The sequence below is a fragment of the Paraburkholderia sp. CNPSo 3281 genome (assembly GCF_024206515.1).
Classification (GTDB): Bacteria; Pseudomonadota; Gammaproteobacteria; order Burkholderiales; family Burkholderiaceae; genus Paraburkholderia; species Paraburkholderia nodosa.
Window position 1 is genome coordinate 20,040 of record NZ_JAMBPS010000022.1, and the last position, 13,279, is coordinate 33,318.

Genomic DNA, 13,279 nt, shown 5'->3' on the forward strand with positions numbered 1-13,279 from the left:
CATCGTGCGACCCATCACGCGCCGCCCGTCACGCGCAGCACTTCCTCGAGCGACGTCCTGCCCGCTTCGACCCAGCGCTCGCCGTCTTCACGCAGCGTGCGCATGCCTTGTGTGCGGCCGGCCGCGAAGATCTCCGCATCGGCGGCGTTGCGGTGGATGAGCGCGCGAATCGGCTCGTCGATGAGCAGCAGTTCGTACACGCCGCGCCGCCCCGCGTAACCCGAATGGCCGCAGCGTTCGCAGCCCACCGGATGCCAGCGCTTTCTGCCGTCGTCTTCCACGCGTTCTTCCTTGCACACGGGGCAGAGCTGGCGCACGAGGCGCTGCGCGAGCACGCCGAGCAGCGACGATGCGAGCAGATACGGCTCGACGCCCATGTCGGTCAGACGCGTCACTGCCGAGGCGGCGTCGTTGGTGTGCAGCGTGGCGAGCACGAGGTGGCCCGTGAGCGACGCCTGCACGGCGATCTGCGCGGTTTCGAGGTCGCGGATTTCGCCGATCATGATGATGTCCGGGTCCTGACGCAGGATCGAGCGCAACGCGCGTGCAAACGTCATGCCGATGCGCTCGTTCACCTGCGTTTGCCCGATACCCGAGAGGTCGTACTCGATCGGGTCTTCCACGGTCATGATGTTGGTCGTGGCCGTTTCGAGCCGCGACATCGACGCGTAGAGCGTGGTCGTCTTGCCCGAGCCCGTCGGGCCGGTCACGAGCACGATGCCGTGCGGCTTTGCGATCAGCTGGTCGAACTTGCCGAGCGTATCGCCGGCCATGCCGAGCGCTTCGAGGTTCAGGCGCTGCGCGTCTTTTTCGAGCAGACGCAGCACTGCGCGCTCCCCGTGGCCCGTGGGCAGCGTGGAAACGCGCACGTCCACCGGACGCCCGCCCACGCGCAGCGTGATGCGGCCGTCCTGCGGCAGGCGTTTCTCGGCGATGTCGAGCTGCGCCATGATCTTGATACGCGAGATCAGCGCGCCGTGCAGCGCCTTCTTCGGGCGCACGACGTCACGCAGCGTGCCGTCCACGCGAAAGCGCACGACCGAGGCATTCTCGAACGGCTCGATATGAATGTCCGATGCCTGCTCGCGCGCAGCCTGCGTGAGGAGCGCGTTGATCATGCGGATGATCGGCGCGTCGTCTTCGGACTCCAGCAGGTCTTCCACTTCGGGAATATCCTGCATGAGGCGCGAGAGATCGACTTCGCCTTCCACTTCGCCCACCACCTGCGCGGCGCTGCCGTCCTGACGCGCGTACGCCTGGTTGATGGCCTGCGTGAGTTCGTCGGCCGGCACGCGCACGAGCGCGAACGCGCCGAAGTTGCGCGCGACCTCGGCGATGGCAGCCTGCGAGGTGCGCTCGCTGATCCACACTTCGAGGCCTTCGGCGCGCTGCTGGGCGACCAGAATCTGGCCGCTGCGCGCAAAGCCGTACGGCACGAGGCGCGCGGCCAGCGGCGAGGGCGGCTCGCGGTCCGCACCGTCAGTCGCCGCAGGCGCGTGCGGCGTGCTCACGGCTGCACCCGCGTCGTGGCAGGCGCCGCCTGTTGCACCGGCGTGGTTTCCACCGGCGCCGTCTGCACGGGTGCGGCGGGCTGCATTTGCACGGCGCTTGCCGGATTTGCGGGAGCCGCGGGCTGCACGCCCAGCGCCTGTTGACGCCGCATCTGGTCGAGATCGAACAGGTTCAGCACGGAGCCGCCCTGGCTCGGGCCCACCGGCATCGGCGGCACGACCGGGTCGTCGCGATCCTTGATCAGGTTGTTGTCGGACTTGTATGCGCCCGTCACGCCCTGGATATAGTCGTAGCGATTCGACGTGACCGCCTGCGCCGTGTCGCGGTCGCTGATGATCACCGGACGCAGGAACACCATCAGGTTGGTCTTCTCGCGCGTCTTGTTTTCCGAGCGGAACAGCTGGCCGATCCACGGAATGTCGCCGAGCAGCGGCACCTTGCTGTTGGCGACCTGGTAGTTGTCCTGCATCAGGCCGCCGAGCACGATGATCTCGCCGTTGTCGGCCAGCACGGTCGACTGGATCGAACGCTTGGTGAACTCCGGGCCGGCCGGATTGGTCGTCGCGTTGGTCGTGCCCGTCACGATCGCCGAGTCTTCCGTGTATAGCTGCAGCTTCAGGATGCCGCCGTCGGTGATCTGCGGCTTGATGTGCAGCGTCAAGCCGACGTCCACACGGTCGTAGGTGTTGAACGCCGTGCTCGCCGTGCCGCTCGTGAGGTTCGAATACGAACCCGTCTGGATCGGCACGTTCGTACCGACGACGATCTTCGCTTCCTGGTTGTCGAGCGTGATGAGGTTAGGCGTGGACAGCACGTTGGCGTCGGCGGTTTGCGAGAGCGCCTGCAGCAACGCGCCAAGCCCCTGCACGCCGAAGATGTTCTTGATCCAGCCGACGTTCAGGCCCTGCTGGAGGCCTTGCGAGCCGAGCGCGTTGGCGAGGCCGCCGGTACTCGCGGCCGCTGCCGCTGCCGCCGTCAGGTTGACGATGCTGTTGCCGCTGCCCGTCGCGAGATTGGTGCCCGCGTAGACGTTGCCGCTCGCCACCTGCCACTGAATGCCCAGGTTGGCGTTGGTGGTCGAGTTCAGCTCGACGATCAGCGCCTCGATATAGACCTGTGCGCGCCGCGCATCGAGCTGGTTGATCACGGCCCGCAGGTTGCGGTACACCGCGTCCGGCGCCGTGACGATCAGCGAATTGGTCGCCGCGTCGGCCTGGATCATGCCGCCCGGCTGGTTCTCGTCGCCCTTGTCCTTGTCGCCGCCGAGGAACGGGGCTTCGTTGCTGCCGCTGCCACCGCTGCCGTACGAACTGCCCCCGCCCAGCGAACTGCCCGACGACGTACCGCCGCCAAGCGAGCTCGACGGCAGCGGCGGCGTGCCGGAGGTGCCCGTCGACGTGCCGCCGCCGCCGCTGTTGCCGGCCTGGTTGAAGCCGTTCGCGTTGCCGGACGACGTGTCGTTGCCGCCCTTGCCGAGCATGCCGCGCAGCGTCTTGGCGAGCTGCGTGGCGTCGGCGTTGCGCAGCGGCACGACGTGAATGTTGCCCGGCATGCTGGTCGGCGCATCGAGCTGCTTCGAGAGCTGGACCGCGGAGGCCAGGCGTTGCGTGTTCGAGGCGCGCAGCATCAGCGAGTTGGTACGCGGGTCGGCGATGACCGACACCTTCAGCGAAGGGTCCGAGGCGCCGATCGCACCCGGGTCGAGCATCTTCGCGATTTGCGGCGCGATGTCGAGCGCATTGGCATTGTGCAGCGGCACCACCTGCACCTGCTGGCCGGCGGCCGAGTCCACACCCGCGATGATCGAGGCGATGCGGCGCACGTTGTCCGCATAGTCGGTGACGATGAGCGTGTTGTTTGCCGGGTAGGCAGCAATGGTGTTGTTCGGCGAGATGAGCGGGCGCAACACCGGCAGCAGGTTGTTCGCCGACTCGTGCCGCAGCGTGAACACCTGGGTCACCACCTGGTCGCCACGCGCGGTGGGCGCATTGCCCACATAGGTGGGCACGCCCTGCAGCTTGGCGTCGGCTTCCGGCACGACCTTCAGGACGCCGTGATCCTGCACGAGCGCGAAGCCTTGCATGCGCAGCGCCGACTGCAGGGTCTTGAGCGCCTGGTCTTCAGGTACGGGGTTCTCGGAGACGAGATTGAGCTGCCCCTTCACGCGGGGATCGACGATGATCGTTTTGCCGGTGGCGGCGCCAATTGCCTTCGCCACCTGGTCTATGTCGGCGTTGACAAAATTGAGCGTGACCTGCGCATAGGCAAGCTGTGCCGTAATGAGTCCGCTCACGAGCAGCGCCGTGGCGACGCGACGCAAAGCCATACGATTTCTTCTCATGGGTGTCTTATCGAAGCCAGCGGCAGACGCGCGCGGCTATTCGTCCTCGACGTACGGCTGTGGGGCCGACTCGCCTGTGCTTTCCTGACTAGTGCCGGCGCCGGCTCTCCTCAGCCCGGACGTCCGTTAGTCAACAAAAGATGGAACAGTAGCAGTTTTTCGTGTCGAATTTGTCACAAAAAATGGCTCTCTGGGGAATTCTTCTAATCGCCGAGCCGCGCCAGCCGGTAATCCCAAGCTGTTTGTAAGCATGCATGCCTCATGAGCTGGCGCGCGCGGACTTCGATTGACTCGAAGCGCCACGTCTTGTCTGAGCAGCCAGCTTGACGCGTCATCGGTGACCGGTATCATACGAGCGGCCCGAAGGATGGCCAACGCACGTTTCCCCCGTCTCTATGTGGGAATTCCCGCATTGCGCGCCAGAAATCAGGCCGGCCAGCGAGAGATTGCGTCATTCTTCAGGCTGCGCCGTTCGCCTCTTTGCTTGCCCTTTGATTGCCCTTTGATTGCCTTTGTCAGCTTCCGCGCGAGTCGCCATGCCAAACGTCTGGTCCGCTACGCTTGCCGCCGCCGTGGTGCTCGTCACCGCGAGCGTCAGCACGCTCGCGCACGCGGACTGTTTCGACGAGGCCGCGCGCTACCAGAAGGTCAATCCGCTGATCCTGCGCGCCATTGCCTGGCAGGAGTCGCACAATCGGCCCGACGCAGTACACAGGAATGCGAACGGTTCGATCGACTACGGCGTCATGCAGATCAATTCCGTGCATCTGCCCGTGCTCTCGCAGTACGGCATTTCGCAAAGCACGCTCATGGAGCCGTGCAAGAACGTCTATATCGCCGCGTGGCATCTGCGCCAGAAGATGAACAAGTACGGCAACACGTGGGCTGCCATCGGCGCTTACCATTCCGAAACGCCGACGCTGCGCGACCAGTACGCGCAGCAAATCGCCGACATTCTGCGCAAGTGGCATCTCATGCAATAGCACGCTTGAACGCGTGCTGAGTGCTCCCAGCGTGCTTGCGCCCTGAATGCGGCGGCACGCGTGCCCTGCGCGGCGCGCGTGCATGGTGCAAAATGCTGGCTGGCGCCGCAGCCTTACGAGAATTTCGATCCTTTCGCGCGGCGCGCCTCCCGACTCACTTACTGCACCACAACTGCGATGAACCAGCCGCCACTGCCCGTCACCGTGCTCTCGGGTTTTCTGGGCGCGGGCAAGACCACGCTGCTCAACCATATCCTGTCGAACCGCGCGGGCCTGCGCGTGGCGGTGATCGTCAACGACCTCGCCTCGGTGAACATCGACGCCGCGCTCGTGCGCGACGCCTCGGCGCTCTCGCGCGTGGAAGAGCGCGTGGTCGAAATGTCGAACGGCTGCATTTGCTGCACGCTGCGCGACGACCTGCTCACCGAGATCCAGCGTCTAGCCGACCCGGCGCGCGCCGGCCAGCGCTTCGACGCCATCGTGATCGAATCGACCGGCGTGGCCGAGCCCATGCCGATCGCGGAGACCTTCACGTTCGCCGCCGACGACGGCGTCGCGCTCGACGCGTTCGCGCGTCTCGACACGATGGTCACCGTCGTCGACGCATTCAACTTCCTGCGCGACTACGCGAGCGCCGACCAGCTCGCGCAGCGCGGGGTGGCGGCGAGCGAGGAAGACGACCGCGCGATCGTGGAACTGCTCGTCGATCAGGTGGAGTTCTGCGACGTGCTCGTGCTGAACAAGGCCGACCTCGTGAGCGACGACGAACTCGCGCGCCTGCAGCACATTCTCGCGCGCATCAATCCGCGCGCGGTGCAGGTGGTGAGCCGCTTCGGCAACGTGCCGCTCGAGGAAGTGATCGATACCGGCCGCTTCGATTTCGATGCGGCGTCGAGCGCGCCGGGCTGGCTCGCGTCGCTGCACGACCATGACCAGTGCGATGACCCGGCGCATTGCCACGATCCAGCGCATACGCATGCGCCGCGCAGCGAAGCCGACGAGTACGGCATCAGCAACTTCGTCTATCGCGCGCGCCGCCCGTTTCATCCCGAGCGCTTCTGGGCGCTGCTCAACCAGGAGTGGAAGGGCGTGCTGCGCTCGAAGGGCTTCTTCTGGCTCGCCACACGCAACGACGTGACGGGCACGCTTTCGCAGGCGGGCGGCGTGTGTCGTCACGGTCCCGCGGGCACGTGGTGGGCGGCGCTGCCGCGCGAGGAATGGCCGCAGGACGCCGAACTCGAAAAGGAAATCGCCGCCGACTGGCAGGGCGATCTCGACGACCCCAGCGTCGGCGACCGTCGCCAGGAGCTGGTGATGATCGGCGTCGATCTCGACCGCGACGCGTGGCGCGCGAAGCTCGATGCGTGCCTTCTCAACGATACGGAATACGCGGCAGGCCCCGAAGCCTGGCTGGGCTACGCCGACCCGTTCCCGTGCTGGGAGCTCGACGACGACGATCACGATCATGATCACGACGATCACGACGAAATCGTCCACCGTCCCGACTGACCCGAACGACGCGCTCAACGAACAACGGCGCCGCAAAAATGCGGCGCCGTTTGTTTTTGCGCCCGCGATGCACGAATCGTGCAGGCAAAAAAAAACCCGCCAGGGGCGGGTGTCAACTTAAAGCGGCAATGCCTTAGCGCTTGTTGACGGCGTCCTTGAACGCCTTGCCAGCCGTGAACTTGACGGTCTTGGCAGCGGGAATCTTGATGGTTTCGCCGGTCTTCGGGTTACGGCCCGTACGGGCTGCGCGCTTGCCCGAACCGAAGCTGCCGAAGCCGATCAGCTGAACCGCGTCACCCTTCGACACAGCCTTCTTGACCACTTCGAGGAGCGTGTCCAGCGTCTCGCCGGTTTGTGCCTTGCTAGCGCCCGTCTGTGCTGCGACGGCGTCGATCAGTTCCTGTTTATTCATTGAGAAGTTCCTTTCTGTGTTTAGGTTGACACGAACAGCGCGAACGCGCCGATTATACGGACGCGTGCCGCGCCGTCGAGCAGCGACGGACCCGGAGCACCCCGGCGTTTTCGCGTTGCGGCGACTAGCGTGTGTCTGATGCCGCAACGTCCGTGCTGCCGCTTCCCTGGGCGGCGCTTGCTATGATAGCGCAGCGCAAACCCAATAACGACAAGGGTTTCGAAGATTTCGCGCGGGAATTACGGGTTTTTTGGAGCTTGCAGACGTTTTTGGGGTGTCCACCCCCGCAAATCCCCCCGCCTGCGACGTTTTTCCCGCCGCACGCGTTGCGCCGCGCCAACGCAGCATGCGCGCAAACGCCGGTCCGGCAAGCGTTTGCGGCGACGCGATCGGCCTTCGCCAGACGCTTTTTCGAGCCGCGCTGCTCGCCCGTTTTCTCCTCACCTCTGGCTTCGCGTTCCTCATGACCGCCACCCTGATACCCGCCACGCTCGCCTTTCGGGAAGACGGCACACCGTTTTCGCCCATCTATGGCGACGTTTATCACAGCACTGCAGGCGCATTCGCACAGGCCCAAGCCGTCTTTCTGAACGGCAACGCGTTGCCGCAGCGCTGGCAAGACCGGCGGATCTTCACCGTGGTCGAAACCGGCTTCGGCATGGGCGTGAACTTTCTCGCCACGTGGTCGGCATGGCGCGACGACCCGGCGCGCTGCGAACGCCTGCATTTCGTTTCGGTGGAAAAGCATCCGTTCGCGCGCAACGACCTGCAAAGCGCACTCGACGCAGTCGTTGCGTACACACGCGAAGCGCTGCTCGCGCGCGAACTCGTGAACGCCTGGCCGATGCTCGTCCCGGGCACCCACCGCCTGGAATTCGAGGGCGGACGCGTCACGCTCACGCTCGTTTTCGGCGACGCGATCGAGGTATTTCCCAAAATGTGGATGCGCGCCGATGCGATCTACCTCGACGGCTTCGCCCCGGCAAAGAATCCCGACCTCTGGTCGCCGGCTATTTTCAAGGCGCTTGCGCGCATTGCCGGTGAGGACGCCACCGTCGCGACCTGGAGCAGTTCGGGGGACGTCAAGCGCGCGCTGCAGCAAAACGGCTTCGAATACCACAAGGTGGAAGGCTTCAACGGCAAGTGGGCGATGCTGGTCGGACGCTTCGCGCCGCGCTGGCGCGTGCGCCGCTACGAGCCGCCGCTGCCGCTTGCGCTGCGCGAGCGGCACGCCGTCGTCGTGGGAGCGGGACTCGCCGGCTGTGCGCTCGTCGAGCGGCTGGCCGTGCGCGGCTGGCGCGTGACGCTGATCGAACGCAACGCCGCGCCCGCGCTCGAGGCATCGGGCAATCCGGCCGGCGTGTTTCATCCGTTGATTTCGCGCGACGACAGCAGCGCGTCACGCATCACGCGCGCGGGGTTTTTCTACGCGCTGCAACGCTGGGCCGCGCTCGAAGCCGCCGGCCATGCGCCCAGGCGCTCGCACGCCGGCTTGCTCCATCTCGCCACCGATGACGAATCGCGCGCCGTCGCCGCCGCGCTGGAATCGTTCGGCTATCCCGAAGAATTCGTGCGCGCCGTCACGCGCGAGCAAGCGCAGGCGCTGGCCGGCGTCGCGCTCAATCAGGGTGGCTGGTTCTATCCGCAGGGCGGCGCCATCGACCCGGCGACGCTCTGCCGCGCCCAATGCGCCTTCGCCGCCGCGCTGCCCGGCGCGCAGGTCGAGACACGTTTCGGTGTGCGTATCGGTCACATTGCGCGCGCCGGCGAACAGGAATCCGACGAATGGCAGGTGTTCGACGAAGCCGGAAGGCCCGTCGCCCAGGCAGCCGCGGTGATCTTCGCCAATGCTCAGGACGCCTCGCGTGCCGCCGCGCTCGCACATGCGCCCACCCGCATCGTGCGCGGCCAGCTCACGCTCGTCGATCCCAGCCCGCTCGCGAACCTGCACGTGCCCGTGATCGGCGAGGGCTATGCGGTGCCGCTCGACGGCGGCGTCACGCTCGCGGGCGCCACCTACGAAGTCGACGACGCCGACGACGCGCTGCGCGCCGCAGGCCATACCGAGAACATCGAACGCGTCGCGCACATGCTCCCTGAGCTTGCCGCGGCCCGAAGCGAGAGCGAATTCGCCGGCCGCGTGGCGTTCCGCTGCGTCACCAGCGACCGCATGCCGATGCTCGGCCCGCTCGCCGACGAAGACGCCGCCCGCCGCGACGCCCAGCGTCTGGCCGGCGCATGGCCGCTCGACCTGCCGCGCGCAAGCGGCCTCTACGGCGCGTATGCGTTTGGTTCGCGCGGGCTCGTGTGGGCAGGGCTGGGAGCCGAGTTGATCGCGTCGCAGCTGGAGGGCGAGCCGTGGCCGCTGGAGCGGGAACTCGCTGACCAGCTGGATCCGGCGCGCTTCCTGCAGCGCGCCTTGCGCCAGCGCAGTCTTTGAGCACGGTGCGCGGAAAATGGCCGCCCCGGTTATCCACGCAAATCTGTGGATAACCGCGCGAATTGCCAGCGAATCGAGTGTGGACGCGGTGTGGACGTAAACGGGGTAACTCAGCACACCCCGTTCCAGGCCTAAAAGTTACTCTTCGAAGTGCGCATGGACCGCACATGCTTTGCGCGTGGTTGTGCGAGCGCCAACTCGCGGATTCCTTTCGGTAAACCCCGGTTATCCACAGGAAATCCAGGCCCTTGTTAACTTCTACTACGTATACATACGGTAAACAGTAAACCCCAAGCTGGCGTCATCGCTGCCGGCAAGCATGGTCCAGCCGGAGCTTGAAACCCAGACGAAAGCCGGGCCGCTGATGCGGTCATTTTTTCCACATACATCGTCAAAAGCGCACAATACGGACGCTATTACCGTCTTTGTCGACGCTTTCGAAGAGGCGGGGACAATTGCAAAAAAGCTATGGCACAATCGCCGTTCTTTCCGCGTCACATGCCGCATCAGACGGTCGACGCATCCAAGGAACGGTTGCCCCTCATCCTGAATCTGAGTGCCCAGGGTAGAGGGCAGCGTTCGTTCATCCAACGCGGGCGCAGCTACACCACACGCAAAGCGCCCGTACCGGCTGTTCGCCGCGCCGTCATGTGCCGGCGCACTGCTTTGCCGCAGCGTTTTGCCGCACTGTTTGCCCGCACTCGCCGCAGGAAGCGCATATTCGCGCCAGCTCGCCCAATCGTCATATCGTCGGCCAGCCGGCTGCATGGGTTGGTGCGCCAGGCAGGCAGACAACTGACGGGGAGTAGAGGTGTTGTTCGCCTCGTGCGGCACGCGGCTTGCCTGTGAGCCAGTCGTATGTCGATCTAACGTCGGACAGCCGGATTCGATCCCACGCAAGATGTCGTTGCCAAGGAGAAGCCACCACGATGAAGTCGGCGTTTTCGTTTTTTCCCGCCTGGCCGTTGCCGCTCGACGGTATTTTCTGGGCCGGGCTCGCGTTGCTCGCCGCCGGTTTGTGCGGCGAGCTTTGTTATCGGGCGTGGCGCTTGCCGCGGATCTCGGGCTATGGGGTGATTGGGCTCATTGCCGGATCGGCCGGGTTCGGCGTGATCGACGCCGATGTCGGCACGTCCGCGCGGCCGCTGCTCGACGTCGCGCTCGGCCTGCTGCTGTTCGAACTGGGCAGCCGTCTCGACCTGCGCTGGATCCGCCGAAATCCCTGGCTCATCCTTTCGAGTCTTGCCGAGTCCTCGCTCACCTTCGTGCTCGTGCTCGCGGTGCTCCTGTTCCTTTCCGTGCCGACGATGATCGCGCTCGTCGTGGCCGCGATCGCCATGGCGACGTCGCCGGCGATGGTGATCCAGCTCAAGACCGAGCTGCGCGCAGAAGGCCAGGTCACGCAGCGCCTGCTCACGCTCACGGCGCTCAACAGCATGTATGCGGTGATCGTGGAAAAGCTCGCCTCGACCTGGCTGCACCAGGAAATGTACGGCAACGTGTTCGCAACGATCCTGCAGCCGCTGTATCTGCTGATCGGCTCGCTGATTCTCGCGTTCGTGCTCGCCCGCGCGTGCACGCTGTTTTACCGTCGGCTGAGCCCGCAGGACGAGCACTCGTTCGTCGCACTTTTCGGCCTCGTGCTGCTGGCGATCGCCATTGCGCATCTGCTCAAGCTCTCGACGATCCTGAGCCTGCTTGCCGCGGGCATCATCGTGAAGAATCTGGAGCCGCGCCCGCAACTGTGGCCGCAGCATTTCGGCACGGCCGGATGGCTGCTCACGGTGATTCTGTTCGTGCTCACGCTCACCAGCTTCGAGTGGCACGACATTCTCGTGGGCGGCGTGGCGGCGGCGGGGCTGATCGTCGCCCGTCTCGTGGCCAAGCTCGTCGGCGTGCTGATCTTCGCCAAGCCGAGCGGGCTGCACTGGAAGCAGGGTGTGGCGCTCGGCCTCGCCTTGACGCCCATGTCGGCGCTCGCGCTGCTGCTCGTCGAGGACACCTACGAACTCTATCCGACGTTCGATCCGCGTCTGCGCGCGATCATTCTTTGCTCGATCGTCGTGCTGCAGCTCTTCGGACCCTGGCTGGTCTATCGCGCGCTTGCGCTCGTCGGCGAACGCGGCGAAAAATGAATCTCGCGGCGCGCGCGGCCGGAGGCTTGCGCGCGACGCCCCGACAGGAAATGCCATGTCACTTGAAACGTTTGTCGATTCGAAGCCGTTCACGTTCGGCGTCGAACTCGAAATGCAGATCGTCAACACGCACGACTACGATCTGACCAAGGCGGGTAGCGACCTCATGCGCCTCGTCAAAGATCAGGAGATTCCGGGCAATATCACGCCCGAAATCACCGAAAGCATGATCGAACTCTCCACCGGCATCTGCACGAATCACGAGCAGGCCGTGGCCGATCTGCGCAAGATTCGCGACGTGCTCGTCGCCGCGGCCGATCGTCTCAACGTCGGTCTGTGCGGCGGCGGTACGCACGCGTTCCAGCAATGGAGCGACCGGCGCATCGTCGATACGCCGCGCTTTCAGTATCTGTCCGAGCTGTACGGCTACCTGGCGAAGCAGTTCACGGTGTTCGGCCAGCACGTGCATATCGGCTGCCCGGATGCGGACAGCGCGCTCTTCCTGCTGCACTCGCTTTCGCGCTTCATCCCGCATTTCATCGCGCTGTCGGCGTCGTCGCCCTATGTCCAGGGTGTGGACACTGGATTTCATTCGGCACGACTGAATTCCGTGTTCGCGTTTCCGCTGTCGGGCCGCGCGCCGTTCGTGCTGAGCTGGGAGGAGTTCAAGGAGTACTTCTCGAAGATGGTGCATACGGGCGTTGTCAACAGCATGAAAGACTTCTACTGGGACATCCGCCCGAAACCCGGCTTCGGCACGATCGAGGTGCGCGTGATGGACACGCCGCTTTCGGTGGAGCGCGCCGCCGCGATCGCCTGCTATATCCAGACGCTCGCGCGCCATCTGCTCACCGACCGACCGATCGCGCCGCTCGAGGACGACTACCTCGTGTACACGTTCAACCGCTTCCAGGCGTGCCGCTTTGGCCTGGCCGGCACCTGCGTGAATCCGCAAACGGGCGAGCGCCGCACGATTTCCGAAGATATTCTCGAAACGCTGGACCGGATCGCGCCGCACGGCGAGGTGCTCGGCTCGACGCGCGCGCTCACCGAAATCGGCACGATCGCCCGTGCGCAGAACAACGACGCCACGTGGCTGCGCAGCGTGGTGGCCGAGGAGAAATCGCTGCACGAAGCGGTGCGCCAGCAGTGCTTGCGCTGGCGCGCCTGACGGGAATCGGAAGGGGGAGCCGGCGGACACACAGGACCACTGACCGATTTTCGTGGGGTGCCGGAAGTGTCAGAAGTGCGCCCCGCGCCGGCAAGACAGGATGCAAGGGCAGCTTTCGGGCTGCCCTTCGTGCTTTCCGGGACCGGAAAACGGGTAGGAAGCATGCTAAAAGCGGGCCAAATACGGGGCGCGTTGGTTCCACACGCCACTTTTTTCGAGGTGGACGAAAATTTTTTTGCCGGCTTCGAGGTACCTGGGGGTTCTTATTTTTTTGACCTGGGTCCCGACATGGTCCATATTCATGGACAGATGGCCCGCGCCTTTGTGGGTAACCTTCGTTTTCCCTGCAAACTCAATGGACTACGTAATGATTGGTTAGGCACAATCGGGCAGATTCCAGTTGCGTTCGAGACAGAAATCCGCGATAACCTGCATGGGTCGCGGGGCGACGATGGCGAGCAGCCAGGAACCTGTACATAAGGCAATGGCGTGCTTATCAACGGGTTATCCACAATTCACGTTGGATAACTTAGCTGTGCGATTTGCCGCTCTCGCATAGAATGTCGGTTTGCTGCACTGGCGTCGGGACTTGAAGGATGTTTCCGGGGCCTGCGGCAAGAAACATGACAATGCAACGCATACGCGTGGCGTACGCGAAGCAGGATTTTTTGTGATGGTGCGGCGCTCGGGGAACCGGGCGCCAGCGTTCCCACAGGCCGTCGGTCAAAGCGGCGGCTGACGATGCAGCGCAAGCTGCCAATAACCAGCGAAAGACT

At 64.8% G+C, this 13,279-nt stretch carries 10 protein-coding genes; 6 read left to right on the forward strand and 4 right to left on the reverse strand.

Annotation, left to right across the window (positions count from 1 at the left end; all coding sequences use genetic code 11):
• Nucleotides 1-14 precede the first annotated feature (14 nt).
• Both gspE and gspD read right to left on the reverse strand, forming a co-directional pair.
• Nucleotides 15-1,511: a type II secretion system ATPase GspE gene (gene gspE, locus M3I56_RS21360; RefSeq protein ID WP_309249176.1), complete on the reverse strand. Its 1,497-nt coding sequence runs from the start codon at nt 1,509-1,511 to the stop codon at nt 15-17.
• Nucleotides 1,508-3,838 carry a type II secretion system secretin GspD gene (gspD, locus tag M3I56_RS21365; RefSeq protein ID WP_254355708.1) on the reverse strand — a complete coding sequence of 777 codons (2,331 nt, stop codon included), beginning with the start codon at nt 3,836-3,838 and terminating at the stop codon, nt 1,508-1,510. The genes gspE and gspD overlap by 4 nt, the downstream gene beginning before the upstream one ends.
• Before the next feature lie 551 nt (nt 3,839-4,389).
• Between gspD and M3I56_RS21370 the strand changes: the two genes are divergently transcribed.
• Together M3I56_RS21370 and M3I56_RS21375 are read left to right on the forward strand one after the other, a co-directional pair.
• Nucleotides 4,390-4,836: a lytic transglycosylase domain-containing protein gene (locus tag M3I56_RS21370; protein WP_028203273.1), complete on the forward strand. Its 447-nt coding sequence runs from the start codon at nt 4,390-4,392 to the stop codon at nt 4,834-4,836.
• A gap of 177 nt (nt 4,837-5,013) precedes the next feature.
• A complete protein-coding gene (locus M3I56_RS21375; protein WP_254355709.1) occupies nt 5,014-6,345 on the forward strand; it encodes a GTP-binding protein in 1,332 nt (443 codons plus the stop codon).
• A gap of 133 nt (nt 6,346-6,478) precedes the next feature.
• Here M3I56_RS21375 and M3I56_RS21380 read toward each other — a convergent pair whose 3' ends face one another.
• On the reverse strand, nt 6,479-6,757 hold the full coding sequence (locus M3I56_RS21380; protein ID WP_027815965.1) for an HU family DNA-binding protein: 279 nt from the start codon (nt 6,755-6,757) through the stop codon (nt 6,479-6,481).
• Nucleotides 6,758-7,220: 463 nt separating this feature from the next.
• Between M3I56_RS21380 and mnmC the strand changes: the two genes are divergently transcribed.
• Nucleotides 7,221-9,197: a bifunctional tRNA (5-methylaminomethyl-2-thiouridine)(34)-methyltransferase MnmD/FAD-dependent 5-carboxymethylaminomethyl-2-thiouridine(34) oxidoreductase MnmC gene (mnmC, locus tag M3I56_RS21385; RefSeq protein ID WP_254355766.1), complete on the forward strand. Its 1,977-nt coding sequence runs from the start codon at nt 7,221-7,223 to the stop codon at nt 9,195-9,197.
• A 261-nt stretch (nt 9,198-9,458) separates the two neighbouring features.
• Here the strand turns inward: mnmC and M3I56_RS21390 are convergent, their stop codons facing one another.
• On the reverse strand, nt 9,459-9,965 hold the full coding sequence (locus tag M3I56_RS21390) for a hypothetical protein (protein ID WP_254355710.1): 507 nt from the start codon (nt 9,963-9,965) through the stop codon (nt 9,459-9,461).
• Between the two features lie 161 nt (nt 9,966-10,126).
• On the opposite strand from M3I56_RS21390, the gene M3I56_RS21395 reads away from it, so the two are divergent.
• From M3I56_RS21395 to M3I56_RS21405, 3 genes are all read left to right on the forward strand, one after another.
• Nucleotides 10,127-11,332 carry a cation:proton antiporter gene (locus M3I56_RS21395; RefSeq protein WP_254355711.1) on the forward strand — a complete coding sequence of 402 codons (1,206 nt, stop codon included), beginning with the start codon at nt 10,127-10,129 and terminating at the stop codon, nt 11,330-11,332.
• A 55-nt stretch (nt 11,333-11,387) separates the two neighbouring features.
• The gene (locus tag M3I56_RS21400; protein WP_254355712.1) at nt 11,388-12,503 is read left to right on the forward strand and encodes a YbdK family carboxylate-amine ligase; all 1,116 of its coding nucleotides are present in this window, start codon (nt 11,388-11,390) and stop codon (nt 12,501-12,503) included.
• 66 nt (nt 12,504-12,569) lie between these two features.
• Complete coding sequence (locus M3I56_RS21405) at nt 12,570-12,983, forward strand: hypothetical protein (RefSeq protein ID WP_254355713.1); 414 nt, start codon at nt 12,570-12,572, stop codon at nt 12,981-12,983.
• Nucleotides 12,984-13,279 lie beyond the last annotated feature (296 nt).

Coding starts and splice junctions, on each gene's coding strand:
- gspD (WP_254355708.1), bottom strand. CDS start 3,838: ATGGCTTTGCGTCGCGTCGCCACGGCGCTGCTCGTGAGCGGACTCATT.
- M3I56_RS21370 (WP_028203273.1), top strand. CDS start 4,390: ATGCCAAACGTCTGGTCCGCTACGCTTGCCGCCGCCGTGGTGCTCGTC.
- M3I56_RS21375 (WP_254355709.1), top strand. CDS start 5,014: ATGAACCAGCCGCCACTGCCCGTCACCGTGCTCTCGGGTTTTCTGGGC.
- M3I56_RS21380 (WP_027815965.1), bottom strand. CDS start 6,757: ATGAATAAACAGGAACTGATCGACGCCGTCGCAGCACAGACGGGCGCT.
- mnmC (WP_254355766.1), top strand. CDS start 7,221: ATGACCGCCACCCTGATACCCGCCACGCTCGCCTTTCGGGAAGACGGC.
- M3I56_RS21390 (WP_254355710.1), bottom strand. CDS start 9,965: ATGCAGCCGGCTGGCCGACGATATGACGATTGGGCGAGCTGGCGCGAA.
- M3I56_RS21395 (WP_254355711.1), top strand. CDS start 10,127: ATGAAGTCGGCGTTTTCGTTTTTTCCCGCCTGGCCGTTGCCGCTCGAC.
- M3I56_RS21400 (WP_254355712.1), top strand. CDS start 11,388: ATGTCACTTGAAACGTTTGTCGATTCGAAGCCGTTCACGTTCGGCGTC.